This window comes from Neolewinella sp., assembly GCF_965214665.1.
Lineage (GTDB): Bacteria > Bacteroidota > Bacteroidia > Chitinophagales > Saprospiraceae > Neolewinella.
This window is the reverse complement of record NZ_OZ243970.1, coordinates 1852661-1877276: the sequence shown is the minus strand read 5'-3', so window position 1 is coordinate 1877276 and position 24616 is coordinate 1852661. Positions and strand designations below refer to the sequence as shown.

The following is a 24616-nucleotide window of genomic DNA, read 5'->3' as shown; positions in this document are numbered from 1 at the left end:
GTTTAGGTAGACTTGACGACGTCGGGGGGGGGAATGTCAAGCGCACCGGCGTCGACGGCGGCGGCAATGTCGGGTTTAAAACTGAAGACGAGGTTGAGGTAGGCGGAGCGCGACACGCGGAACCACCAGACGAACAGAATAGCAACGATGGCGATGAGGGCAGCAAAGGAGGCGCCCATCGACCAGTCGAGCACCCAGTGTAGGAACATCACGACGCCGAGGCAAAAGAAGCCCGAGCCGATATAGGAGATGAACATGGCCCCGTAGTAAAAGCCCGGCTCGGGAAAGTAGGACTGGCCGCAGGCCGGGCAGTATTTGTACTGGGCAAAGGGCTGGCGGAAGGAAAACGAGGGGGTGGGGAAGAGCTCGCCGCGGTGGCAGGTCGGGCACTTCAGGGAGAAGATGCTATAGAATTTACTGGCCATGGGCGCACGTTAGCGGATAATTAGGAGTTATTAAGGGGTAAGGTAGCGCGGAGAGGTAACTTTTTGGGTCCGTAGCCGCATAATGGATGTATAGCAGTGTAGATGTGTACCGGAGAATGTTTGCTATATTAGGACTTGGAAACTATCCCCCCAAATTGCAAGATTCTAACCGCGAAAAACCCAGGTATTGAAAAGGTAGTCAGAATGCGTCAGTTAAAGATCAGTAACAAAATTACCAGCCGCGAGAGCATCGCCCTGGAAAAGTACCTGACCGACATCGGGAAGATCGATCTATTGACGCCGGAGGACGAGGCCGAGCTCGCCGCCCGCATTCGGGAGGGCGACCAGGTAGCCCTGGAGCGCCTCACGAAGGCCAACCTACGCTTCGTCGTCTCCGTAGCCAAGCAGTACCAGAACCAGGGACTGAGCCTATCGGACCTCATCAACGAGGGTAACGTAGGTCTCATCAAGGCCGCCCGCCGCTTTGACGAGACGCGGGGCTTTAAGTTCATCTCCTACGCCGTGTGGTGGATCCGCCAGAGCATCATGCAGGCCATCGTGGAGTACAGCCGCCTGGTGCGTATGCCCAACAATAAGGCCGCCGGCTACACGAAGGTCACCCAGGCGATCTCCAGCTTCCAGCAGGAGTTCGAGCGCGATCCCGAGCCGGAGGAGTTGGCCGAAGTGCTGCAAATCTCCCTGGCCGACGTAGAGCGCGCCATGCGCGGCCGCATGCGCCACCTCAGTTTCGATGCCCCGGTGGCCGGCGACGATTCCGACATCACCATGCTCGATACCCTGCCCAATCACGAGCACTCCAACCCCGATCTGAAGGTAATGGGTGAGAGCCTGAGCAAGGAGATCGTGGCTAACCTCAACCTACTGGCCCCCCGCGAGCGGGCCGTACTGGCCGCCTACTTTGGCCTCGACGGCGAGGAGCAGCTGAATCTGGAGGAGATCGGCGACCGCTTCGACCTTACGCGGGAGCGGGTGCGGCAGATCAAGGAACGGGCTATTCGGAGGCTGCGGCGTAGCCGGAATAAGAATCTATTGCGTAGTTATCTGGGGTAGTTTAAGTTCAACCACAGAGGACGCGGAGAGACGCAGAGGTGATACCGAAGACGGCTCTGTGGCCCTCTGCGTCCTCTGCGGTTAAATTTATCAAGCAGCGGAGCTGCGCGGTAAGCATCAGCGGCGCACCACCCGGAAGCCCATCCCAGTAACCTCCCCCAGCACAGCATCCCGCGAAAACTGCCCCACCACCAGCCGGTGCTCCCCCACCTCCGTAAAGCGCGTACCCTCCTGCAGCGAGATATCCGTACGGCACACCCCGCCGCTACAGTCGCCGTACCAGTCGCCGAAGGTATCAGCAAGCTGGAGCGAGAGGGGCTGACTGCGCAGCATACCACTCGGTAGATGAGTATCTAGGTGGACGTAAAAGTTCTGGTAGGGGAAGTCTGCGGTGTGCGCGACGGTGAGCACTAAATCATAGCGGCCGCTGGTGTCCGTGACCGGAAAGGTGAAGGTGAGGCTATCAGCGTAGGGCCAGCCCGTGGCGGGTAGCTCGACCTCCTCCTGGTACACGACATCCGGCCCGCAGGCCAGGAACAGCAGGCCGGTCAGACATCCGGAACACAGTCGCGTTACACTCACGTGAAGTACTCCTTCATCCGCTCGAAGAAGCCCTTGTCACCCTTTTCGAGCTTGGGGGCAAAGTTCTCCATATCGCGCATGCGCTCCAGCAGCTCGGTCTCCTCGCGGGTAAGTTTCTTGGGCGTCCAGAGGTTGACGTGGATGAGCTGGTCACCCTTAGCGTGGCTCTGTAGGGCCGGTAGGCCCTTGCCTCGCAGCCGGAAGATCTTGCCCGACTGCGTACCGGCCGGTACCCTGATCTTCACCTTGCCTCCGATGGTCGGCACCTCCACGGAGGTGCCCAGGGCAGCGTCGGCGAAGTTGAGGTAGAGGTCGTAGATCAGCTTCTGGCCGTCGCGCTGGAGCTCCTCGTGGGGCCGTTCCTGGATATTGATGAGTAGGTCACCGGGAGGGCCGCCGCGGCGACCGGCGTTGCCCTTACCGCGCATGCTGAGCTGCATGCCCTCCTCGACGCCGGCGGGGATATTGACCTCGATGGTGTCCTCGCCGTACACCCGGCCGTCGCCCTTGCAGTTGCTGCAGGTGGCCTTGATCTGGGTACCGGTGCCGGAGCAGGTCGGACAGGTCGCCGTGGTGGCCATCTGACCGATGAAGGTGGAGCGGACCTGGCGCACCACGCCGGCCCCGCCACAGGTGCGGCAGGTCTCGACGCTTTCGGCATCTTTGGCGCCGGTGCCGTCACAGACCTCGCACTCGCGCTGCCGCTTCACCTTGATGCGCTTGGTGACGCCCTCGGCGATCTCTTCCAGTTCCAGGGGCACCTTAATGCGGAGGTTACTGCCGCGCTCGCCGCGGGGCTGCCGGCGGGCACCGCCGCCGCCACCCCCAAAGAAGGAGCCGAATGCGCCGCCCCCGCCGCCGTCGCCGAACATGTCGCCGAACTGCGCCATGATGTCCTCCATGGTCATGCCCCCGGCTCCGCCCCCGAAGCCACCCTGCCCGTTTACACCGGCGTGGCCGAAACGATCGTAGCGGGCGCGCTTTTCGTCGTCGTTGAGTACGTCGTAGGCCTCGGCCGCCTCCTTGAATTTCTCTTCCGCTACCGTATTGTCCGGGTTGCGGTCGGGGTGGTACTTCATGGCCAGCTTGCGGTAGGCCTTCTTCAGGGTATCGGAGTCGGCATTTTTGGGTACGCCGAGCACCTCGTAATAATCTCTTGCCATCAGGCTATGTCTTAAGTTGTTACTTACCCACCACCACCTTGGCGTGGCGGATGATGCGGCCGTTGAGGGTGTAGCCGCGCTCGATGGTATCGACCACCTTGCCCTTCAGCTCGGGGTGGGGTACCTCGGTGACTGCCTCGTACAGGTCGGCGTTGAAGTCCTCCCCGGTACTTTCCATCGGCTTGAGCCCCTGGGAGGCTAACGCCTGCAGCAACTTCTTTTGTACCAGGCCAATGCCATTATTCCAGATCTCGGCCGTGGCCTCGTCCTGCTTGGCAATCTGGGCGGCACGGTCGAAGTCGTCCAGTACCGGAAGTAGTGCCTTCATGGTCTTACTACCGGCCGTGTCCATCATCTCCAGGCGCTCACGCTGGGTACGGCGCTTATAGTTGTCGAACTCCGCATAAAGGCGCAGGTACCGGTCCTCCTTTTCCTGCAGTCGCTGCTCGAGCTCGCTCATGTCGACGCTATCGGGCAGCTCCTCCTGGAGGTCTTCGTCGGACTTCAGGTCACGGTCCAGTACGTGCTCTTCGGGGGCGGCATCACTGTGGTCTAGCATTTCATCGTCTACGATGGACTCGTCGGGGTTCTTCCTGCTCATCTTAAAATATTTTTTCAGCACCCCTACGCGGGGCAAATGTGGGGCCACGCGGGGCGGACGGAAACTTTGTCAGGTCAGCCCGGCACCGCCTACCGATTGTGGCGCAATTGATCGCCTAGCAGCTTGCATTCATCGAAAAAGGCTGCACCGGCGGCCCCGCCCGCCCTATATTTGGCGCAACAACAAGCAACTAGATGAAACACTTCGCCTCACTTTTTATGCTACTCTTCGTGAGTACCGCCCTGCTCGCTCAGGACGCTGCCATCACCCCCAGTCCCCGCGAAATCGCCGACGCCTACGTAGAAGCTACTGGCGGAAAGGATGCCTGGCTGGCCGTAAAGTCCACCAAAATGGAGGGTGCCGCTACGATGCAGGGCATGGAGTTCCCCCTCACGGTGACCGCCGCCGAGGGTAACAAAATGCGCATCGACATGGACATCCAGGGTAGCCCCATGACGCAGAGCTACAACGGGACCACGGGCTACATCCTCTTCCCCATGCAGGGCATCACCGAGCCCAAGGAGATGAGCGCCGAGGAGGCTGCCGACCTGGCCGATACCCCCTTCCTCACCGAGTTCATTAACACGGAAGCGCGCGGCTACACCCTCACGGCCGTGGAAGGTAAGGAGGTCGAGGGCACGCCCACCTACGGCGTCCAGGTCACCAATGCCGATGGCTACGACCGTACCTATTACTTCGATACCGAGACAATGGTCCCACTTATGACCATGCAGGCCAGCAAGAGCCCCCAGGCGCAGGGCATGGTCATGGAGGGTTACATGAGTGACTACCAGGAGGTGGACGGCCTCATGGTGCCCATGTACATCGAGAATAAGGCCAACGGCCAGACTATTATGAAGATGACCTTCACCAACGTAAGCATCAATCCCGAGCTTGAGGAAGACTTCTTCACCCTGAAATAAGACCACCTACATACACTCCACGTTACTCCGGGCGGGGCCGCAGGTGCAGGGAATGGCCCCCGTACGCGGCCCCGCTCCCATTTACCCCATTACCTTATGCGATTAGTTGTACTCCTTATCTGTGGAATGGCAGTAGCCACGGCCGTGCGGGCCCAGGAATTTAGCACCACCACGGCGCTGTTCGGCGACCTCCAGGCGCGGCAGATTGGTCCGGCCACGATGAGCGGACGCGTCAGCTGCCTGGCCGTCGACCCCACCGACGCCAATACGGTCTACGTCGGTGCCGGCGGTGGCGGAGTGTGGCGAACCACTGACGGTGGCAATAGTGTCCAGCCCGTGTTCGACAACTACAGCCAGAGCATCGGGGCGATTGCCCTTGCACCAAGTAACTCTAAGGTAATCTACGTAGGCACCGGCGAGCCCTGGGTACGCAACAGCGTCAGCGTAGGTACGGGCGTGTACCGCAGCACGGACGGCGGCAATCGCTGGCAGTCGCTCGGTCTCGATAGCACGGAGCGCATCAGTGGTATCGTCGTGCACCCCAAAGACGAAGACGTGGTCTACGTAGCCGCCCTCGGTCCGCTGTGGAGCGACGGCAGCCAGCGCGGCGTGTTCAAGACTACGAATGGCGGGCAGACTTGGGAGCGGATACTCTATCTCGACGAAAGCGCGGGGGCGGCCAGTATCAGCATGGACCCGGAGCGACCCGACGTACTCTTCGCGGGTATGTGGAGCCACCGGCGTACGCCATATGGGTTCGATAGCGGATACCGGGGTAATTCCGGGCTGTACCGGACCACCGACGGGGGCAAAAATTGGACCCAGCTGAGCGAGGGTCTACCCCATGAAACGCTCGGCCGCATCGGAGTAGCGGTAGCCCCCAGCAACGGGCAGGTCGTATACGCCGCCGTAGAAACCGGCACGAAGCAGACCAAGGGCATGTACCGCAGCGCTGACGGCGGGGAGAGCTGGAGCCTGATCGATAAGAGTTTCAATAGTCAGGTGCGGCCCTTCTACTTTGCTAGCCTGGCCGTCGATCCATCCAACGATAGTATCGTGGCAAAGTGTGGGCTGACCGCCATCATCAGCGAAACGGCCGGTAGGCTCTGGCGCGACTTTCTGGGCCACGTCCACTCCGATTACCACGCCATCTGGTTCGACCCGGCTGACGGTAAGCACCTGCTGGTAGGCACCGACGGCGGCGTGTACGAGTCGCGCGACCGGGGCCGGTCCTTCCGCATGTGGAATAATCTACCAATCAGTCAGTTTTACCACGTCAGTGTCGACAACGCCGCGCCCTACCGGGTGTACGGCGGGCTACAGGACAACGGTACCTGGTACGGACCGAGCCAGAGTACTGGGGGCATCACCAATGCCGACTGGTCGGTCACGATGGGCGGCGACGGCTTCTACAGCTTTCGCCACCCCACCAAACCACACCTCGTATTCAGCGAAGCACAGGGGGGCGCCCTGACCCGCTGGGACGAGCGCACCGGCCGCTCTAAGTCGATCACTCCCTACCGGGATGCCAACACGGACGAATTACGGTACAATTGGAGTGCTCCCATCCACCTGAGCGCCGATGGCGAGCGGCTGTACTTCGCCAGTCAGTACCTCTACCGTTCCGCGGACGAGGGCGATAGCTGGCAGCGCATCAGTCCCGACCTGACCACCAATGATACGGCCTACCAGAAGCAGTACGCGAGTGGGGGGCTGAGTATCGATAATTCCGGGGCCGAAAACTACACGACCATCTACGCCGTAGCCGAAAGCCCGCTGGATGCTCAGACCGTCTGGGTAGGTACCGACGACGGTAACTTGCAATTGACCCGCGACGGCGGGCAGAGCTGGCAGCTGGTCACCCCGACCGGTGCTGACCTTCCCCCGGGTGCCTGGGTCACCTTTGTCGATCCGAGCCCCCACGATCCGGCCACCGCCCTGGTCACCCTCGATGCGCACCGCACGGGCGACCAAACGCCCTACCTCTACCGGACTACCGACGGGGGCGAGAGTTGGACGCGGCTGATGGACGAGTCGATCAGCGGCTATGCGCTGAGCGTGCGGCAGGATCCGGTCAACCCCGATCTGCTCTACCTGGGCACCGAATTTGGTCTGTACCTCAGCCTCGACGGCGGTGTGAGCTGGGCTCCCTTCCGCAACGGCGTACCGCTGGTGGGTATCCGCGACATGGTCATTCACCCCCGGGAGGCAGACCTGGTGCTGGCCACCCACGGGCGGGGTATCATCATCCTGGACGACCTGGAGGCGCTGCGGCAGCTTACGCCCGACATCATGGGTAATAGCATCACCTTCTTGCGCCCGGACACGACCTACTTCTACGACGGTAGTGGTGGGGGCACGGGCCAGCTCAGCGGTAGCGGGCACTTTGTCGGGCCTAACCCCAGTCCGGATGCCCGTATTCTCTACTACGCCGACAAGCGGCACACCTTTGGTAAAATGTACGTGGAGGTGTACCGCGATACGCAGCTGATCCGTACCCTACAGGCGGGGAAGAGCGCTGGGCTTAATTCGGTCAGCCTACCCATCACTCAGGAAAAGCCTAAGTCACCCCCGACCGATAATAGTATGGCACGTTACGGCACCATGGAGGGGCCGAGCATTCAGGCGGGTACCTACCGCGTAATGCTGACCAAGGGAAAGGATACGTACGAGACGACCTTTACGGTAGCTCCCCATCCCGAGAGCCCTTACTCTGCGGCCGATCGGGAGGTCCAGCGGGAACTATTGCTCAAACTGTACGACGATGTCGAGCAGGTCGCCTACCTCCACGAGGTGCTAGAGCGGGTGGCGGTACAGGCCGATACCCTGGGGGAGGAGGCCTTACTGGATCGGGCCAGGAAACTGCAGGCTGAGTTGGTCTTCAGCGGTGGCGATGGCTACGTGAACGAGGGGGAGCAATTAGGGGAGTCGGTGACGCAGTTGTATGGTGCGGTAGCGGGTTTCCCGGGGCGGCCCTCGGCCAGTCAGGTGGCCGAGGCGGAGCGGCTACGGGGTGAGGTGGCTGGCGTGGAAGGAAAGGTCGAGCAGTTGTTGCAAGACGTGCGGGTTTTGAACGAGGGACTTAGTGCGGAGCGGCGGATTGTGTATCCCGAGAAAGAAAGCTTTCTTTCTGCGAAGTAAAATTGAGGCAATCACCAAGGTCGAGCGGCCTCCGGCCCGAGCAAGATAGACTCCCCGCCACGCAGGCTCGGGCCGGAGGCCGCTCGACCTTTGAACATGGTACCGATTTGCTACGCTCTAGCGATTAGCTCATCTCCGTATATGCACACCCCCGACCACCCCATCCTGACCGAAAAACAACGCGCCGTACCCCAGCTGCGGTGGGTCGATACCTTCAGCCGTACCCTCGATACCAAGTTTCGGATACCGGGTACGGACCTACGCTTCGGGCTCGACTTTATCCTCGGCCTAGTGCCCGGAGCGGGGGACATCCTTTCCCTAGGAATGTCTGGTACGCTAGTGGCCACGATGGCCAAGCACGGAGCTAGTCCGCTGCTGGTGGCGCGCATGATGGTCAACGTGATCCTGGATGCCTTTATCGGCTCCATCCCGATCCTGGGCAACATCTTCGACCTGTTGTACAAGGCCAACTACCGCAACGCCGAGCTGATGCGGGAGTACTACGAGGAGGGCAAGCACCAGGGCAGCGTCTGGCCGGTGGTGCTGGCCGTGATCGGATCAATCCTGGTGCTGATGGTCGTCCTGGTGTGGGTGACCGTGGAGATCTTCCAGTTTATTTTCGGTCTGTTCTGACGCGGGCCACGAGCTCCACTCCACGCTCGACAAGCTCATCGAGGTCGAGCTCAGTGTTGTCGAGTAGGATGGCATCCTCGGCCTGGCGCAGGGGGCTGTCCGCGCGGTGGCTATCGATGTAGTCGCGCTCTTCCAGGTTAGCGGTCACCTCATCACGCTGCACCTCCCGGCCGGCGGCCCGTAGTTCACGGAGGCGGCGGTCGACGCGGGTGTCGAGGTCGGCAGTGACGAAGAGCTTCAGGTCGGCGTCGGGGAAAACGACGGTGCCGATGTCGCGGCCATCGAGGATGACGCCGCCGTCGCGGCCCATCTGCCGCTGCTGCTCGACCATGGCGCGGCGCACCTGGGACAAGGCGGCTACGGGGCTGACCAAATTACTTACTGCCAGCCCCCTGATTTCGGACTCCACATCCTCGCCGTTGAGGAGCACGTGGTTGTCGCTGGGGCGGAAAGCGATCTCGAGGGCTTGCATGGCACCTGCGACCCCGCCCTCATCTTGCAGGTCGGTACCCAGGCGCTGGAGGTGGAGGGTGACGGCGCGGTACATGGCCCCGGTGTCGATGTAGCTGTAGCCTAGCCGCTTAGCTAGAGCGCGGGCGAGGGTCGACTTGCCGCAGGCGGAATAGCCGTCGATGGCGATCGTGAGGGCTTTGATCTAGTACTCGTCTTCGTTGAAGAGGAAATCGTCCTTGCGGGGGTAATCAGGCCAGATGTCATCAATGGCCTCGTAGGTTTCACCCTCGTCCTCCATGGCCTGGAGGTTCTCGATCACTTCCAGGGGGCTACCGGAGCGGATGGCGAAATCGATGAGCTCATCGCGGGTTGCAGGCCAGGGGGCATCCTCGAGGTGAGAGGCGAGTTCGAGCGTCCAGTACATACGGGTATTGAGTTTGAGTACCTAAAAAAGCCGCGAGGTAGTGAAATGTTCCCCGTGTTACAGGGCGCAAATGTAGTAATTGGCCGCAACTATCCAATAGCGGATACCGTGCAGGACCTAATAAGCTATAAGTCAATCAGTTATACGTGCCGATGATGGTAAAGGATTTGTCCTCGTAGCCCGGGGGCACCTGCCCGATGCGGCTGCTGTTGCGCGGTCCGGTGGGGTCGCAGAACACGTAGCGCTGCCCCTTGTAGTGAAAAGAATCGCCCTCCATGTCGGTACCCACCGCTACGGTGAGGTGGTCTTCGTAGGCGATGACGGCCATGGGCAGATCAAGCAGATCACGGACCAGGGCGAAGAAGAGGGCCGAGCGGTCCTCACAGTCGGAGTAGCTGTAGCCGAACAGCTCCTCGGGCACCATGGGCTTGGAGCGGCCGAAGTACTCGTTGTCCTCCTTGTAGGCAAAGGCCGAGCGGGTGAAGCTGGCCAGTAACTCGAGTTGCTGCTGCGTGCCCATGCCCTCCATAAAGTGCTGTAGCTGGGGCAGCAGGCTCTGGGTAAGGGTAGGGGAGAGCGGTGTTTCTAGGTAGCAGTACTCGTGGATAAAGGGGTAGTCGGACATGATGTCGACCATAGTCTGATCGAAGGTGACCTGCAGCTGCTGGGCCACGCCGTGAAAGGTGAACTCCAGGTCCTTAGCGATGGGCTGCTCGGCCAGCACGGGCCAGGCCTCGAGTTGGAAGCCGAAGGACTTGCCCCGCGGGTTGGGGTGATCGTTGAAGATGTACAGCCGCTGGCGGCCTTCGCACTTTCCGCCCAGGCAGCTGAGGTTGGCGTAGGGCCGGCCGGCGGTTTCGATGATGGGTACCTCGAAGAGCTCCTGGGTAGTGTAGACGTTGATGAACACCTCATTGCCGCGGAAGGTAAGCCGGGCGTCGAAGCCGCTGTCGACCAGTAGTTTGTACAGTGTAATGCGCTGGGCGTTCAGCGACTCGCCACGGTAGATGGCCGCGATGGTGCTACCGGCCAGCTTATAGAACAGGAAGTCGTTGAGGCGGTAGTGGGCCTTGGCGGCCAGCAGGTGGTTGAGGAGCACCTGGGTGGGCCGGCGCTCGAGCTGGTTATAGGTGGCCCGGATGGAGGCGTTAGTCACCGTGACGGGCTCCTCCACTAGCATGCCCGGATCGTAGGTCAGGTCGACGGCCTGGGTGTAGAAAGGAATTGAAAAGCGTTGGTAATTATCCGGATTGCCGAGGTTGGTCAGGTTGGTATTAGCAAACGCCATAAGACATAACAGGAGGACGACCAGCCGTGCGGCAATACACTTCATTTGGGGTTAGTTTCGGGAAAATGACCAGGTGCGAGAGGCTGCGAACATCCATCCTCGCTTATAGGTAATATACGATTACAACAGGGGAAAAGTATAGCCCTGGGGGCTATATTAGGAATAAATTAAGTTTGGGGGGGCTGGGGGCCAAATTTTAGGTGGAGGCCTCTATCCCTCCAGCGCCATACTCGCTGCTTCCCAGTCTTCCATCACCCGGGCCAGTTCTTCCTGCTTCCCCTTCAGCTTATCCGTCACCGAGGTCACCCGCGCCGCATCGTCGTAGAAGCTAGGGTCCGACATAGCGAGGTGGATCGTCTCGATCTCAGCCTCCAGGCGCTCGATTTTGCGCTCGGCTCTGGCGATGTCTTTTTCTAGACGGCGCTGCGTGTCCGCGTCAAGCATAACGCGGGGGGGCGGGGCCGCAGGTGCGTGCCCGTTGAGTTTGGGCTTCTCCAGCTCCACGCTGCGCATATCTTCGAGTTGGCGCTTTTCCAGGAAGGTGTTGACGTCCCCAAGGTGCTCGTAAAGCCGGTGATCGCGAAACTCGATGGTCCGCTCGGTAAGTCCGGCCAGGAACTCGCGGTCGTGACTGACCACTAGTAGGGTACCGTCGTAGTCCATGAGGGCCGCCTTGAGCATGTCCTTCGAGGCCATGTCGAGGTGGTTGGTCGGCTCGTCGAGTACCAGCAGATTGAAGGGGCGCAGCAGCATGCAGGCCAGAGCCAGGCGGGCGCGCTCGCCGCCGGAGAGCACCATGACCTTCTTGTCCTGGTCCTCGCCGGAGAAGAGGAAGGCACCCAGGATGGTGCGTAGGCGGGTGCGCATTTCGGGCGGGCTGGCCTCCTCCATCGTCTCCAGTAGCGTCTTGTTGCCGTCCAGGGCATCGCTCTGGTTCTGGGCGTAGTAGCCCACACTGACGTTGTGGCCGAGCTCGACCTCACCGGCGGTGGCGGGGAGTTTGCCGATCAGGATCCTAGCTAGCGTGGTCTTACCCTGTCCGTTTTGGCCCACGAAGGCGACGCGGTCGGCCCGATCTACCTTCAGGTCGACGCCGCGCAGGACGTTGAGCTTGCCGTAGGTCTTGGTGACGTGCCGGGCCTGTAGGGTGATGGCGCCGGAGCGCGGGGCGGGCGGGAAGCGCAGGTTCATCACCGCGTTATCGGTCACGTCGAGCTCGATGCGTTCGATCTTATCGAGCTGCTTCTGCATCGACTGGGCCATCTTGGTTTTGGTGGCCTTGGCCATGAAGCGCGAGATGGTCCGCTCCTTATCGGCAATTACTTTTTGCTGATTGAGGTAAGCGGCCTCGGCCTTTTCGCGGCGTTCGGCCTGGAGCTCGACGTACTTGGAGTAGCCGGCCTTGTAGTCGTATACATTGCCGAGCTCGATCTCCAGGGTCCGGTTGGTGACGTTGTCGAGGAACTGCTTGTCGTGACTGATGGTGATCACCGCCCCGGAGTAGCTGGATAACCAATTCTCTAGCCAGATGATAGACTCGATGTCGAGGTGGTTGGTCGGCTCATCGAGCAGCAGGTAGTCGGGACGCTGTAGCAGCATTTTGGCCAGCTCGATGCGCATCTGCCAGCCGCCGGAAAACTCGGTGGTCTGGCGGCTGAAATCCTTGCTTTCGAAGCCCAGCCCCTTGAGTACCCGTTCGGCTTCGGCCTCGATGGTGATGCCGCCCACCAGGGCGAAGCGCTCCGTCAGGTGGGTGAACTCGGTGAGCATATCGGCGTAGGAATCGGAGGTATAATCCGTGCGTACCTCCATTTCCTTATTGAGCTCCTCCAGCCGGTCCTCCATCTGCTGGATGTGGGCGAAGGCGGTCAGCGTCTCCTCCATGACGGTATTGCCAGTGGGCATGTCCATTTCCTGGTGGAGGAAGCCCAGCGTGGAGCCCGATTCCCGCTGCACCTTGCCCTCATCGGGGGAGATATCGCCGGCGATGATCTTGAGCATGGTGGACTTACCGGCCCCGTTGCGGCCTACCAGCCCGACCTTATCGCGGGTGCCGATAGTGAAGGTGACGCGGTCGAAGAGGATACGATCGCCGTATTGTTGGTAGATGCCGGTGGCACTTAGCATAGGGTAGGGGCTAAACGGGCGCAAAGGTACGAAAGGTGTAAAGCTTGCTCAAGGCTAGGACCTCGAAGGGTTCCTTGCTTTTTGCGACAGCCAGTCTACTTCTTCTCCCGCAGTAGCCCCTCCTGCACCACACTTGCCACCAGCTTCCCCGCCCGGTCGAAAATACTGCCCCGCGTAAAGCCCCGCGCCCCGCTCGCACTCGGCGAGTCCATACTATAAAGCAGCCACTCGTCCACCCGGAAGGGCCGGTGAAACCACATCGCATGGTCCAGACTTGCCATTTGTAGATTACGGTAGTCGGTGGCCCGGCCGTGGGGCAGTAGCGCGGTAGTCAGTAGGTTGTAGTCACTCGTGTAGGCTAGCACCAGGGCCTGAAGGCGGCGGTCATCCGGCATCTCGCCCTTGGTACGCAACCAGACGTTGCGGCTCGGGGCGTACTTCTCGTGGGCGAAGGGATTAAGAAACTCCACCGGGCGAAACTCCAGCGGCCGCTCGACACTCAGGATCCGGCGGATGTTCTCCGGGAGCTGCTCGCCGAACTGCCTGGCCATCCCCTCGTAGCTCACCAGCTCCTCCGGCGGCAGTACGCCCGGCATATCGGCCTGGTGCTCGAAGCCCGTTTGGTCGAGCTGAAAACTGGCGGTGAGAAAAAAGATCGCCTGCCCATTCTGAATCGCTCGCACCGCCCGGGTGGTGAAGCTACCGCCGTCGCGGATACGGTCCACCTCGAACACGATGGGAATATCGAGTTCCCCCGGCAGTACAAAGTAGCCGTGTAGACTGTGCACGTAGCGGTCTTCCGGCACCGTCTGTACGGCCGCCGCCAGGGACTGGGCCAGCACCTGCCCACCAAATACCCGTGCTGAGCCGACGCTGCGACTCTGGCCCCGGAACATATTCACCTCCAGCCGTTCGAGATCGAGTAGGCCCAGGAGTTCGTCAATGTGCTTCATGGGGGCGAAGGTAGGACTGTCCCTCCACCAACTCTACCGGCCCGGCTGCCCCCGCCACCCGAAAGCGCGTCCGCAGGTGCTCGCGCCGCTCCCACCCCTGGCGGTAGACCCCGAAGTGGAGGTGCGGTCCGGTAGTATATCCCGTCCGCCCGCTACGACCGATGAGGTCACCGGCCGCTACCCGCTGGCCCACCCTGACTCGCGCGCTGTTGGTTTGTAGGTGCACGTAATCCGCCATCGTCCCGTCGTCGTGCACGATCTCAATCACGTTGTTGTACCGCTTACACTCCGGTTTTGCACAGTGTTCGGACCAGTGGTCCACCACCCGCGCTACGGTCCCTTCCCGTGCCGCAAAGACCGCCGTACCCTCCGGCATACTGAAGTCCAGCACCGCCTCCCCAGCGTGGGAGAAGCGCCCGTCGTAGCCCTGGTCTACCCGGTAAGCCTCCCCGGCAGCGAAGGGCAACGCGTAGACGTAGTTCGTATCGTAGGGTCGGGGCCGTACGGTCCCGTGGGCGTAGTGCGATTCGTACCCGAAGCCGTAGCGCTGTCCGGCCGTTACGGGCACCAGCGTGTAGATCACCGTATCGCTGCGCGGGGCCAGCGTGATGGTATCCGGCCCGCCAGTCTCCCGTACAGCCATGTTCGCCAGCTCGAAATTCATGACCACGGAGCAGGGCACGTATTCGCCGTTAGTAGCTACAATCTCAACGCGGTCCTCTAGTTGTCGGCTAGTTAGGATGACCTGTGGGCGCTCGTCGGCGGACTGTGCGGACAAATGGGCGGGGCCGCAGGTGCAAACAGCGAGGAACGATCCGAGCAAGAATAGAAGTCGCATGGTAGAATTGGGATAGCAAATGTACGGGGTCACGGTTTGTTCCTTACTACTCATTCCACTTTCGTCGCACCGGCGCGCCGCCGCCCCCTTATCCGGTGACCTTATTCACCAGCTACATTGTTAGCCTGACAACTACCTTTGAGCAAAATCTTCGATCATGCCCCAGCACCACCACCCCCCCGTCTACATCGTCTCCGCCGTACGTACACCCATCGGCTCGTTCGGGGGGGTATTTTCCTCACTTTCTGCTACCCAGTTGGGGAGTGCGGCGATCAAGGGGGCTCTGGAGCGCGCCGGAGTAGCAGCCGATAAAGTACAAGAGGTGTACATGGGTAACGTGGTGAGCGCCAACCTCGGACAGGCCCCCGCCCGCCAGGCCGCTTTAGGGGCCGGGATACCGAATACGGTGCCCTGTACGACGGTAAATAAGGTATGCAGCAGTGGTATGAAGAGCGTCATGTTTGGTGCCCAGTCGATCATGCTAGGACATAATGACGTGGTGGTGGCCGGCGGCATGGAGAGCATGTCCAACATCCCCTTCTACGTGCCCGATGCCCGTTGGGGCGCCAAGTACGGCGACCGTACCCTCGTCGACGGACTGGCTAAGGACGGTCTCACCGACGCCTACGACCAGAACGCCATGGGCACCTGTGCCGATGCGACGGCTGTGAAGTACGGCTTCACCCGCGAGGAGCAGGACGAATACGCTACCAACAGCTACAAGCGCAGCGCGGAGGCTACGGCCAACGGCACCTTCGGCCGCGAGATCGTGCCGGTGAGTGTGCCGCAGCGTTGGGGGGATGATGTGGTCGTCAGCGAGGACGAGGAGTACAAAAAGGTCAAATTCGAGAAGATGGCCTCGCTGCGTCCCGCCTTCGGTAAGGACGGTACCGTCACCGCGGCCAACGCCAGCACCATTAACGACGGGGCGGCGGCGCTGGTGCTAGTCAGTCAGCGCGTGCTCGATGAGCTAGAGCTAAAGCCGCTGGCCAAAATCGTGTCCTTTGCCGATGCCGCCCACGAGCCGCAGTGGTTCACGACGGCCCCTACGAAGGCCGCTCCGCTAGCCATCGAGCGTGCTGGCCTGGCCATGAGCGACATCGACTACCTGGAGGTAAACGAGGCCTTTGCGGTGGTGCCTATGGCCTTCAGCCGCGAGCTCGGCCTGGACGGGAAGAACATGAATGTGAATGGGGGCGGGGTATCACTGGGTCACCCGCTGGGTACCTCCGGGGCGCGTATCCTGGTTACGCTGATCAATACCCTGCATAGTCGGGGGGGGCGGTATGGGTTGGCTACGCTTTGTAATGGGGGGGGTGGGGCTAGTGCTGTGGTGGTGGAGGCGGTTTAAGGTTGGTTCACCACGGAGGCCAGGGGCCACACGGAGGGCTTCACGGAGGTTTCACTGAGGCGGTCGGGATCGGGAGGAAAACTGAGGCTTGACCTAACGGTCAAGGGAGACGCGACAGTACAGTGAAATAAAACAATTTGTTTGTTCTATTGATAAAGCCTATGTTTGCTTCACATTTAGAGAAACGAACATGGAAGAGTTAAATAAGCTGAGCTACGCTGTGCGTGGAGCCGCGTTTAAAGTGCATACTGCGCTGGGTCCCGGGCTATTAGAATCGACCTACGAAAAGTGCATGGCTATCGAGCTTAGGCGCATGAGCTTGTCGGTTAAGCAGCAACCTATGCTTCCGATTGATTATGAGGGCACTATCATCGAAAATGCCTACCGCATCGACCTCCTGGTGGAGGAGAAACTTATCGTTGAACTCAAGTCTGTGCAACAGCTTACCCCAATCGACACCTCACAGCTATTGACATACCTCAAATTAGCCAAGTTGCGCCTCGGACTGCTGATGAACTTCAACGTCAACCACATGCGAGACGGTATAAAACGACTAATCCGCTGACACACCTCCTCCCAACCGCTAGGTTGGGCCTCCATAAACCTCACACACACGTAGCTATCTTACTCCGTGAAACCTCCGTGAAACCCTCCCTTACCTCCGTGGTGAACCTGATGCCGCATCACCCTGAGGCAACTCCTCCAGCACAGCAGGATCATACACAAAACTGTTCCCCGGCACCAACCCCCGCACCCCATCAAAATACCGGTAGATAAAGTCAAAATCCGCCCGCACGTCCCCTGTAGGGTAAAACGGCTCCGAAAATTCAATGACCTTATTCCCGAAGTCGAACTTGGCAAAGACCATCGGTACCCCGGCCTCCCGCGCGATCCAGTAGAAGCCGGTGCGAAAGCGGTCCACCTTTTTGCGGGTACCCTCCATGGCGATGCAGAGCTTGAACTCCTCGCGCTCGGCGAAGATCTTCGCGACGGACTGGGTGAAGTTGGTCCGCTTTTCGCGCACCACCGGTACGCCTCCCAACGACTTCATCACCGCGCCGGCCGGCCCCCTGAACAGGGTAGACTTGGCGACGAACTGGATGTACTGCCCCGCAGCCGCACGGGCCCACAGACCGTAGGGAAAATCTCGGTTGGTAGTGTGGGGGCCGGTCGGTACCACGCACTTCTTCGGCCACCTACCCGCGCTGTGATCTACGAACCGCATACCGTTTAGCCGGAGCATAAAGCGGGCCGTACCGGGAGACATCATGAACTAACAATTATATAGCCTCAAAAAAACCTGTGGAGCGGTTCTTACGCACCCCGTCCCAGGTGAAATATCGTCCATTCATGACGATGTATACCCCTGCCGGGAGCGATTGCACGAAGGCTAGGGCACTGCCCAAGTTAAAAAAACCATCGGAAGAGCTACCGAAGGCGTAAGGGATCATGGCCCCGGTAATGACAATGGTCTTTCCCCTGATATCCTCCTGCGCCAGGTAGTGGGCCGTCTCGGTCATGGTATCCGTACCGTGGGTGATCAGGATCTGATCGGTGGTTGCCGCCCGGCAGTTGTTGGCGATGTTTTCGCGGTCCTGGTCCGTAAGGTCGAGGCTGTCGACCATCATGAGGGTGCGAATATTGACGTCGAGGGTGGAGCGGCCCACCTCGAGCATCTTCGGCAGGCTACTGTCTTTGAAGTAGAGCCGGCCCGTCACGAAATCATACTCCTTATCGAAGGTGCCCCCCGTGACGAATACCTGAATCAATGTCGCTGCCTTTTTTGAGCGGGTGAAGGTAGCGATTAGGTCTTCCGCTCCTTCTTTTTGGCCGCCGGGAACAGGATATTATTCAGAATCAGCCGGTAGCCCGGGCTATTCGGGTGCAGGCTCAGGTCCGTCTCCGGATCATTGACCAGGTGGCGGTAGTCGGCCGGATCGTGCCCCCCGTAAAAAGTAAAAAAGCCCTCGCCAAATTGTCCGTGGAGGTAGCGGGCCTCCTGGGCCGGCTTATTTTCCCCGAGCACCAGCACGCTACTCTTGATGTGGCTATTGGTGAAGGCGGTGGTCTGGCCCATGAAGCCCTTAATCGAGCGCACGTGGTTCTGCGTGAGCATGCTCGGTACCGGGTCCCACTTCGCGCTAAATTCGAAGAGGGTGAAGTAGTCCTGCTCCTCGGTCACCGGCCGTGGATTGTGGTCGATGTCGCTGAACTCGTATTCTAGGGGGTTGCGCTCCAATTGGAAGTTCTCGAAGGCGAATGTTTTGGAGTAGTCGAGTTTCGATTGAGCGTTCGGGTCGATGGGGTCGCCGTCGTAATACTGGGCGCAGATGTCGGTGCCGTCGGCGGCCAGGGCAATGTCGTAGCTATCCGTGGCCGAGCACATGGCGAACATGAAGCCGCCGCCGCCGACATATTCGCGCACCTTTTTCACTACACCCAGTTTGAGCTGGCTCACCTTGTCGTAGCCGTTCTTGGCCGCCAGTTCCTCCTGGTAGGCCACCTGCCGCCGGTACCAAGGGGCGGTGTGAAAACTGCGGTAGAAGCGACCGAACTGCCCGGTGAAGTCCTCGTGGTGCAGATGCAGCCAGTCGTATTCGGCCAGCTTATCGTCGAGCACCTCGTTGTCGTAGACCGTCTCGTAGGGAATCTCGGCGTAGGTGAGCACGAGCGTTACGGCATCGTCCCAGGGCTGCACGTCGGTGCCCTCGCGAAAGTTGTAGTCTGGCGTGTAGACGGCAATTTTCGGGGCTTTTTCCAATTTCATCGCGTCCATATTCTTCTCCGGATTGGCAATCTCCTCCAGGATGCCATTGAAGCGCGCGTCAGGGATGACCTCGTACCTCACCCCCCGCGTCAGGCACTCCCGCTCGAAGGCCCGGCTGTGCTGGAAAGCGAAGCTTCCGCCCCGGTAGTTGAGCAGCCACCAGGCCTCGATGTTGTTGCTCAGTACCCAGTAGGTGATGCCGTAGGCCTTGAGGTGGTCGGACTGCGTATCGTCCATCGGGATCAGGATGGTGGAGGCACGGACCACCGTGGCTACGGACAGCAGCAGGAGAAGAAGAGAAAGTCTACGGAGCATCGCAAGGGGGCTTGAGCTGTGGTAACGACTCAGCCCCCGCGGGTGTTGCAGTACCGCACATGCACCGCCCGGCCGGGTTGGGTACGCATGCAACACACCTTTACGATTACCCCCGTATCCTCCGAGCCCCTCCTGATGCTACCCGGCGACTGGACCACCGACGATTACCGCAAGCTCCTGGAGCTGACCGAATACGGCGATACCTCCGACCTATCCGATAAGGAGCTCAAAGACATGGCCTACCTGTCCCTGGCCGACCTCGAAAAGCCCGAGGCCGCCGAGCTGCTGATGAAGTACGTCTTTCCCGAGGATGCCCTGACCGAGGGTCAGCGTCAGCAGAGCAGCCACGAGATGGATACCGAGCGGCTGTGGGAGGAGTACGCCGAACCGGCGCAGCACCGCAATTTCTTCCGCGTGGGTAGCCTGCTGTACGCTGCCTATAACGGTGGCCACCCCAAGCCGGACGGACGGGAGGTGGTGATTACCGTCACGGCCAAGGACGAAGAGGGTGCCGCGCTGCTCAAAGCACCAAAGGCGGCGCTGCTACTACGCCTCATGGCCCCGGCTATGAACGACCACGCCCTCCTGCACCGGCTCTACGAGGAGGAGCTGAAGGCGGGAGAATTTGCCGCGGCGAAGAACCTACTCTACCAGATCAAATCCGAGGCGGACGGGGAGCACAGCTACCGCATCACGATCTACAGCACGGATTACTGGCTGGAGGATTTTGCGCCGGTGGGGGAGTATGAGGTGATAGCCTAAAGCTCTGCACCCGCGGCCCCGCCCCCGAGAGTGCCCTGACAATGGCTACATTTGCCACCCCTTCCAAGCTGCCACACCGATCACGCACTAACGAGCGAAGCGATCTACCGCGCAGCGTCTAACCAGCCGAAGGCGTCTACCCATGATCTGGAGTGACAAGAAAATACTGGCCGCCATCGATTCCGGAGACATCGTCATCCGCCCCTACGACCGCGCCAACCTGGGGACGAACAGCTACGACGTCCACCTCGGCAAGTACCTGGCCCGCTACAAGGATCACATTCTCGACGCCCGCAAGCACAACGAGATCGAGGAGCTGGAAATCGGCGAGGAGGGCTACGTACTTCACCCCAATACCCTATACCTCGGCGTCACGCTGGAGTACACCGAGACCCACTCCAGTGTCCCCTTCCTGGAGGGTAAGAGCAGCGTGGGCCGCCTGGGCATCGACATCCACGCCACGGCCGGCAAGGGCGACGTCGGCTTCTGCAACCACTGGACGCTGGAGATCAGCTGCACCCACCCCGTGCGCGTCTACGCCGGCATGCCCATCGGACAGCTCATCTACTTCGCCGTCGAGGGCGACATCGAAAACTACTACAACAAGAAGCCGGGGGCGAAGTACAACCGGGTGAGCGAGCGGCCGATGGAAAGTATGATGTGGAAGAATCAGTTTTAGGTGACCAAGGGGGTTAAGGGCTAAAGGAGTTAGGGGGTTAAGGGTGGGGATGCTCGCTTCGCTCGTTTTTGTATATAGCTGCCGTTCCTGCTCCTATGACTACCCAAGATTTGTCTACGCGATACACTACTACCCTCAGTGCCCGGCTAGGTGTTGGTGAGGCTAGTTCCGTAACTCGCCTGGTACTGGAAGACCTCTTCGGCCATCAGCTAGGGCAGCAGCCGCGGGAGTTGAGTGCCCACGAGGAGAACCTAGCCCAAACTACCTTGCAGCGGCTACTGGCCGGCGAGCCGGTGCAGTACGTGACCGGTATCGCCGATTTCTACGGACTGCAACTTCAGGTGACGCCCGACGTGCTCATCCCCCGACCGGAAACGGAGGAGCTGGTGGAGTGGATCCTGGAAGACTACCCGGGGAAGGAGGTGCGTAACGTGGTAGACCTCGGTACCGGATCGGGCTGCATCCCACTGGCCCTGAAGTCGCGCCGCCCGGTCTGGCAATGTGAGGGGTGGGACATCAGTGAGGCGGCCCTCGCGGTGGCGGTGGCCAATCGGGATCGGCTGGGGGTAGACGTCATGTTCGGCCAAGGCGATATGCGGCATAACGATGCGTTTCTTCCCGGTGAAAGATGTGATATCCTAGTGTCTAATCCCCCCTACATTCCTCCGTCAGAACGTGCACAAATGGGAGCTTCTACGCTGAGCTATGAGCCGGAGGTAGCTCTTTTTACGCCCGAAGAAGACCCCCTACTGTACTACCGTCACATCGCGACCATTGGATGGTCCGTCCTGGTGAATGGAGGCCGGGTCTACGTGGAGGTCAACGAATTCAACAGCGAGCGGGTAGAGGAGCTGTTTCAGGCGGGCGGATACACGCAGGTGCAGCGGAGGCGGGACCTGCAGGGTAAGTGGCGGATGCTACGGGCTACGCGGCTACCAACCCCAGCTCAGTAAGCAAGCTCAATGGCCGCAACCGGTACCCATCAAACTCAGCGAATACCGTCATCGCCCCCCCGCCACTCACGGCCAGCAAGCGGTAAAAATTCTCGTAGTCCGGTACCAGAGGAAAGGCCACCCCCTCCGTATCGACCAGCAGAAATTGCTCCCCCCCCTTCTTCGGTCGTATGGCATCGAGGTAGACGGGGTACTGGAGGAGCCAGGGATTGACGCCAAGCGCCTTGCGGTAATTCTCCAGCATCCCACTGAAACTAGCGTAGCCACTCAGCCCGTCGTAGGGCCGGCCGCCGGGACGGGGTTCAGGAAAGACCGCGCGCTGGGCGTAGCTGCCGGGGTAGTAGTGCACCCCCCCGTCGAAGGAGGCCGACAGCGGCCACGACTGCTCGAAGGGAAAGTCCCCGAAGGCGAAGTCGAGTAGGAGGACATAGCGGCGACTCTGCTCGCCCCGTAGCCAGACACGGCGGTAACGCAGGCGGTCCTCCTGCCCCTCCACCAGGCCGAGCACCAGCCAGTGATCGGTGGTGGCCGGCCGGCCGAGCAGCTCATCCTTTTTGGTACTGACGCCGGCGATCTGGTAGAGCTCCTCGCGCCGCTCCCGGGGGAACTCATCGCGGATGCGCCAGGCCCGGAGGAAGAGGTACACATCGCCGAGGGTGCGGGCCAGTTCTTGTTCGGTACCATCCGTACCCAGGGTGGCCAGTCGACGTAGCTTTCCGGCCAGACCGGGCAGCTTCGCGTCGGTGAGGCGGGCGGCGGTGGCCAGCCAGGTATCGCCGCCCTGTGCCTGAGTATCGGCCAGCCCCCGGCGGGCTACGTCGAGCAGGCGCAGTTCGAGCTCGTCTACACCGCTATCCATGAGTTCGAGGCGGGCGGTGAGGCGGTCGTCGGCCCTGGTGATGTCGTTAATAACGCGGGCGGGCCGCGTGGCCTGGTGCTGTACCGAGCGGAACCAATCCGGGGGCTGGCCTACCGTAAATCGGTCGGGATTGTTCTTGAGCAGCAGCACCAGGGCCAGTCCGTGGGCGCAGGGGCGGGCGCGGGCGCGGCAGGTGCAGTAAAATCTCCCCTCGACTACCTGCACGGTCGACTCGATGGGTCGCTTACTGTTCACGTCGAACTCGCCCCAGAGCCACTGGCCGTCGCCACCGAGCAACCGCCAGCGCCGGCTGTAAAATAGGCGGCGGCCGCTTTCGAGGGTCTTGCCGTCGGGGGCGAGTTGCAGCAGGTGGTCGGGCATCGGGCGGTGCGAAGGTAATGGGAACCCGCGGGCGAGCTAGCGCGTTTACTGGCTAAACACTAACTTAGCCACAAAGCTACGTACCATGGATGCTCCACAGTCCGAACTCTTTCGCCGCATGCCCCCTAAGGTCCAGCGCGCTGCGGTCAAGGCAGCCATCGCCGCCCGCCGGCCCGAGAGCGGTCTGGATGCCACCTTCGAGTTCGAGGGGCGCCGCTACCGGGCCGTGCCCCTGGATGAGGTGCGGATCGACGGGGAGTCCTCCCCCTCCGAGTCAGGTACCTCCGCTGAGGCATGAGTCTAGCCCTGGGGGCGCTTCTGCTCGTACTTTTTTTACTTCCCGGTATTATCTTTCGGTACTTCTACCTGCGTAGTGAGACGCTACGTAAGACCGTCGACTTCAGTCTGCTGAGTGAGGCGGTGTTTATTCTCGTCCCCTCGCTGCTCCTTCACCTGTTGGGGGGGAACCTCGTTGCGGCCCTTGGTAGCGGTCCGGATACCCGCACCCTATATCTGCTACTCGCGGGAAGTGTAGACGACACGGCGCTGGCGGTCGTGGAGCGCAGCCTGACGCCCTTTATCCTCTACATCTTACTCCTCTGCGTGCTGGGTGGGCTGCTGGGTATGCTCGGGCAGTATGTGGTACTGCGCCGGGGGTGGGACGAGCAGTTTCGCTTCCTGCGTATCTACAACGACTGGGATAAGTACTTCAGTGGCCGGGTCCTTAGCCCCGAGCGCCGCAAGTTGCTTGCCTTCGTACAGGTGGATGTAGTGGTCAGTGGGGGCGAGGGCGACATCCTCTACACCGGTGAGCTCAACAACTACAGCCTGAACCGAGATCAGGGGATCGACCGCATCTTCATCAGCAAGGTGTACCGCCGTCGTTTCCGGGATGACATCGTGCCTGACCCCCCCGCGGGCAACCAACTGCAACCCTTTGATCGCTCGCACGATCCCCGTTACTACAATATGCCGGGCAACTTCCTGGTCATCCCCTTCAGTCAGGTACGCAACCTAAATATCGTTTACGTTAGCTTGCAACCGACGGACGAACCCCCCCCGCCGCCGGTCGAGCCCCCCGCCCCATGATGGTACTTCGCGTTTCTAGCTTCCTTATCCTGTTCCATTTACTTTGCACCTGCGGCCCCGCCCCCGAGGATGACCTGCCCCAGGACGGGCCCATCACACTCACCCGCGACGCGATCAGCCTGACCGTCGACCCTAGTTACGGCGCTCGCCTGACCAGCCTGAAGTACGGCGATCGGGAACTGCTCAACGTGGTGCGCGACAGTATGGGCTTCACCTACGGCAGCACCGCCTGGCCGAGTCCACAAGCCGACTGGAACTGGCCGCCCCCCGCCGCCCTGGACCGTGAACCCTATACGGTACAGAAAGTAGATGAGCACTCGATTCTGCTTATGGGCAAGGAAGACAGTAGCGGACTGGTTTTTCAGAAGCGCTACCGCCTCGGTCCTGACTCCGATATTGGACTCACTTACTGGCTCACTTATAATGGCGATACTGCCCGCTCCGTCGCCGCCTGGGAGGTCACGCGACTTCCTTACGCCGGCCGCATCGAGTTCTTTGCCGACTCTGTACGCACGGAACAAAGCGATGAGGTAGTGGAGTCGCAGGATAGCTTCCGTATCATTTTCCTAGATGACCGTCACGCTCAGCCCGCGAAGGTGTTCGCCGATCTGGATAGTATCCCGGTGCGCTATCACGTCGACGGGCTGGTGCTGGAAAAGCATACCGTGGTGCAGGATTTCTACCGGGTGGCGCCGGGGCAGGCCCCGCTGGAGGTGTACATCGACCCCCCGCGTGGCTTCACGGAGCTGGAACTGCAGGGCGATTACCGGGAGCTGCGGTACGGGGAGACGGCCACGCTGCGGACTAGGTGGCGGGTGGTGGCTGAATAAGCGTCCGA

Annotated in this window: 26 protein-coding genes; 12 read left to right on the top strand and 14 right to left on the bottom strand. The window is 60.7% G+C overall.

Annotated features, from left to right (window positions below; genetic code table 11):
• Window positions 1-2 precede the first annotated feature (2 nt).
• Window positions 3-425, bottom strand: a complete 423-nt coding sequence (locus tag ACOOHD_RS08375) for a DUF983 domain-containing protein (protein WP_420461116.1) — start codon at window positions 423-425, stop codon at window positions 3-5.
• 204 nt (window positions 426-629) lie between these two features.
• On the opposite strand from ACOOHD_RS08375, the gene ACOOHD_RS08370 reads away from it, so the two are divergent.
• A complete protein-coding gene (locus ACOOHD_RS08370) occupies window positions 630-1496 on the top strand; it encodes a sigma-70 family RNA polymerase sigma factor (RefSeq protein ID WP_420461115.1) in 867 nt (288 codons plus the stop codon).
• A gap of 117 nt (window positions 1497-1613) precedes the next feature.
• Here the strand turns inward: ACOOHD_RS08370 and ACOOHD_RS08365 are convergent, their stop codons facing one another.
• Genes ACOOHD_RS08365 through ACOOHD_RS08355 form a run of 3 tightly spaced genes read right to left on the bottom strand, consistent with a single transcriptional unit; the run spans window position 1614 to window position 3842 of the window.
• On the bottom strand, window positions 1614-2078 hold the full coding sequence (locus ACOOHD_RS08365; protein ID WP_420461114.1) for a gliding motility lipoprotein GldH: 465 nt from the start codon (window positions 2076-2078) through the stop codon (window positions 1614-1616).
• Entirely contained in the window at window positions 2075-3244 is a 1170-nt protein-coding gene (gene dnaJ, locus ACOOHD_RS08360; RefSeq protein WP_420461417.1) for a molecular chaperone DnaJ, read from the bottom strand. Before dnaJ ends, ACOOHD_RS08365 begins: the two co-directional genes overlap by 4 nt.
• A gap of 16 nt (window positions 3245-3260) precedes the next feature.
• Window positions 3261-3842 (bottom strand): nucleotide exchange factor GrpE, encoded by a 582-nt coding sequence (locus ACOOHD_RS08355; protein ID WP_420461113.1) that lies wholly within the window; start codon window positions 3840-3842, stop codon window positions 3261-3263.
• A gap of 194 nt (window positions 3843-4036) precedes the next feature.
• On the opposite strand from ACOOHD_RS08355, the gene ACOOHD_RS08350 reads away from it, so the two are divergent.
• The 3 genes from ACOOHD_RS08350 to ACOOHD_RS08340 all read left to right on the top strand — a co-directional run bounded on the left by ACOOHD_RS08350 (window position 4037) and on the right by ACOOHD_RS08340 (window position 8539).
• Window positions 4037-4765, top strand: a complete 729-nt coding sequence (locus ACOOHD_RS08350; RefSeq protein WP_420461112.1) for a hypothetical protein — start codon at window positions 4037-4039, stop codon at window positions 4763-4765.
• Window positions 4766-4861: 96 nt separating this feature from the next.
• Window positions 4862-7906, top strand: coding sequence for a WD40/YVTN/BNR-like repeat-containing protein (locus ACOOHD_RS08345; RefSeq protein WP_420461111.1), 3045 nt, complete (start codon window positions 4862-4864; stop codon window positions 7904-7906).
• 141 nt (window positions 7907-8047) lie between these two features.
• Window positions 8048-8539 (top strand): DUF4112 domain-containing protein, encoded by a 492-nt coding sequence (locus tag ACOOHD_RS08340; protein WP_420461110.1) that lies wholly within the window; start codon window positions 8048-8050, stop codon window positions 8537-8539.
• Here ACOOHD_RS08340 and cmk read toward each other — a convergent pair.
• The 6 genes from cmk to ACOOHD_RS08310 all read right to left on the bottom strand — a co-directional run bounded on the left by cmk (window position 8520) and on the right by ACOOHD_RS08310 (window position 14622).
• A complete protein-coding gene (gene cmk / locus ACOOHD_RS08335; RefSeq protein WP_420461416.1) occupies window positions 8520-9179 on the bottom strand; it encodes a (d)CMP kinase in 660 nt (219 codons plus the stop codon). The two genes, ACOOHD_RS08340 and cmk, sit on opposite strands and share 20 nt — an antisense overlap.
• Window positions 9180-9194: 15 nt before the next feature.
• Window positions 9195-9416: a DUF2795 domain-containing protein gene (locus ACOOHD_RS08330; protein WP_183494890.1), complete on the bottom strand. Its 222-nt coding sequence runs from the start codon at window positions 9414-9416 to the stop codon at window positions 9195-9197.
• Between the two features lie 136 nt (window positions 9417-9552).
• Complete coding sequence (locus ACOOHD_RS08325) at window positions 9553-10704, bottom strand: hypothetical protein (protein WP_420461109.1); 1152 nt, start codon at window positions 10702-10704, stop codon at window positions 9553-9555.
• Window positions 10705-10914: 210 nt separating this feature from the next.
• On the bottom strand, window positions 10915-12831 hold the full coding sequence (locus tag ACOOHD_RS08320) for an ABC-F family ATP-binding cassette domain-containing protein (RefSeq protein WP_420461108.1): 1917 nt from the start codon (window positions 12829-12831) through the stop codon (window positions 10915-10917).
• 95 nt (window positions 12832-12926) lie between these two features.
• Window positions 12927-13784, bottom strand: coding sequence for an acyl-CoA thioesterase II (gene tesB / locus ACOOHD_RS08315; RefSeq protein ID WP_420461107.1), 858 nt, complete (start codon window positions 13782-13784; stop codon window positions 12927-12929).
• Complete coding sequence (locus ACOOHD_RS08310) at window positions 13771-14622, bottom strand: M23 family metallopeptidase (RefSeq protein ID WP_420461106.1); 852 nt, start codon at window positions 14620-14622, stop codon at window positions 13771-13773. The genes tesB and ACOOHD_RS08310 overlap by 14 nt, the downstream gene beginning before the upstream one ends.
• 157 nt (window positions 14623-14779) lie before the next feature.
• Between ACOOHD_RS08310 and ACOOHD_RS08305 the strand changes: the two genes are divergently transcribed.
• Together ACOOHD_RS08305 and ACOOHD_RS08300 are read left to right on the top strand one after the other, a co-directional pair.
• The gene (locus ACOOHD_RS08305; RefSeq protein WP_420461105.1) at window positions 14780-15973 is read left to right on the top strand and encodes an acetyl-CoA C-acyltransferase; all 1194 of its coding nucleotides are present in this window, start codon (window positions 14780-14782) and stop codon (window positions 15971-15973) included.
• 190 nt (window positions 15974-16163) lie between these two features.
• Window positions 16164-16538, top strand: coding sequence for a GxxExxY protein (locus tag ACOOHD_RS08300; protein ID WP_420461104.1), 375 nt, complete (start codon window positions 16164-16166; stop codon window positions 16536-16538).
• Window positions 16539-16628: 90 nt separating this feature from the next.
• Here the strand turns inward: ACOOHD_RS08300 and ACOOHD_RS08295 are convergent, their stop codons facing one another.
• The 3 genes from ACOOHD_RS08295 to ACOOHD_RS08285 are packed head-to-tail and all read right to left on the bottom strand — an operon-like array spanning window position 16629 to window position 19055.
• Window positions 16629-17243, bottom strand: a complete 615-nt coding sequence (locus tag ACOOHD_RS08295; RefSeq protein WP_420461103.1) for a 1-acyl-sn-glycerol-3-phosphate acyltransferase — start codon at window positions 17241-17243, stop codon at window positions 16629-16631.
• 10 nt (window positions 17244-17253) lie between these two features.
• The gene (locus ACOOHD_RS08290; RefSeq protein WP_420461102.1) at window positions 17254-17742 is read right to left on the bottom strand and encodes an asparaginase domain-containing protein; all 489 of its coding nucleotides are present in this window, start codon (window positions 17740-17742) and stop codon (window positions 17254-17256) included.
• Between the two features lie 35 nt (window positions 17743-17777).
• A complete protein-coding gene (locus ACOOHD_RS08285; RefSeq protein ID WP_420461101.1) occupies window positions 17778-19055 on the bottom strand; it encodes an asparagine synthetase B in 1278 nt (425 codons plus the stop codon).
• Between the two features lie 87 nt (window positions 19056-19142).
• Here ACOOHD_RS08285 and ACOOHD_RS08280 point away from each other — a divergent pair, with 87 nt between their 5' ends.
• From ACOOHD_RS08280 to prmC, 3 genes are all read left to right on the top strand, one after another.
• Window positions 19143-19817, top strand: coding sequence for a hypothetical protein (locus ACOOHD_RS08280; protein WP_420461100.1), 675 nt, complete (start codon window positions 19143-19145; stop codon window positions 19815-19817).
• Between the two features lie 142 nt (window positions 19818-19959).
• Entirely contained in the window at window positions 19960-20496 is a 537-nt protein-coding gene (gene dcd / locus ACOOHD_RS08275) for a dCTP deaminase (protein WP_420461099.1), read from the top strand.
• A gap of 110 nt (window positions 20497-20606) precedes the next feature.
• Complete coding sequence (gene prmC, locus ACOOHD_RS08270) at window positions 20607-21449, top strand: peptide chain release factor N(5)-glutamine methyltransferase (RefSeq protein WP_420461098.1); 843 nt, start codon at window positions 20607-20609, stop codon at window positions 21447-21449.
• On the opposite strand, the gene ACOOHD_RS08265 is transcribed toward prmC, so the two are convergent.
• Window positions 21421-22689 (bottom strand): hypothetical protein, encoded by a 1269-nt coding sequence (locus tag ACOOHD_RS08265; RefSeq protein WP_420461097.1) that lies wholly within the window; start codon window positions 22687-22689, stop codon window positions 21421-21423. The two genes, prmC and ACOOHD_RS08265, sit on opposite strands and share 29 nt — an antisense overlap.
• A gap of 85 nt (window positions 22690-22774) precedes the next feature.
• Between ACOOHD_RS08265 and ACOOHD_RS08260 the strand changes: the two genes are divergently transcribed.
• Genes ACOOHD_RS08260 through ACOOHD_RS08250 form a run of 3 tightly spaced genes read left to right on the top strand, consistent with a single transcriptional unit; the run spans window position 22775 to window position 24608 of the window.
• Window positions 22775-22987, top strand: coding sequence for a hypothetical protein (locus tag ACOOHD_RS08260; protein ID WP_420461096.1), 213 nt, complete (start codon window positions 22775-22777; stop codon window positions 22985-22987).
• Entirely contained in the window at window positions 22984-23778 is a 795-nt protein-coding gene (locus tag ACOOHD_RS08255; protein ID WP_420461095.1) for a DUF6338 family protein, read from the top strand. Before ACOOHD_RS08260 ends, ACOOHD_RS08255 begins: the two co-directional genes overlap by 4 nt.
• Entirely contained in the window at window positions 23775-24608 is an 834-nt protein-coding gene (locus ACOOHD_RS08250; RefSeq protein ID WP_420461094.1) for a hypothetical protein, read from the top strand. Before ACOOHD_RS08255 ends, ACOOHD_RS08250 begins: the two co-directional genes overlap by 4 nt.
• Window positions 24609-24616: the final 8 nt, after the last annotated feature.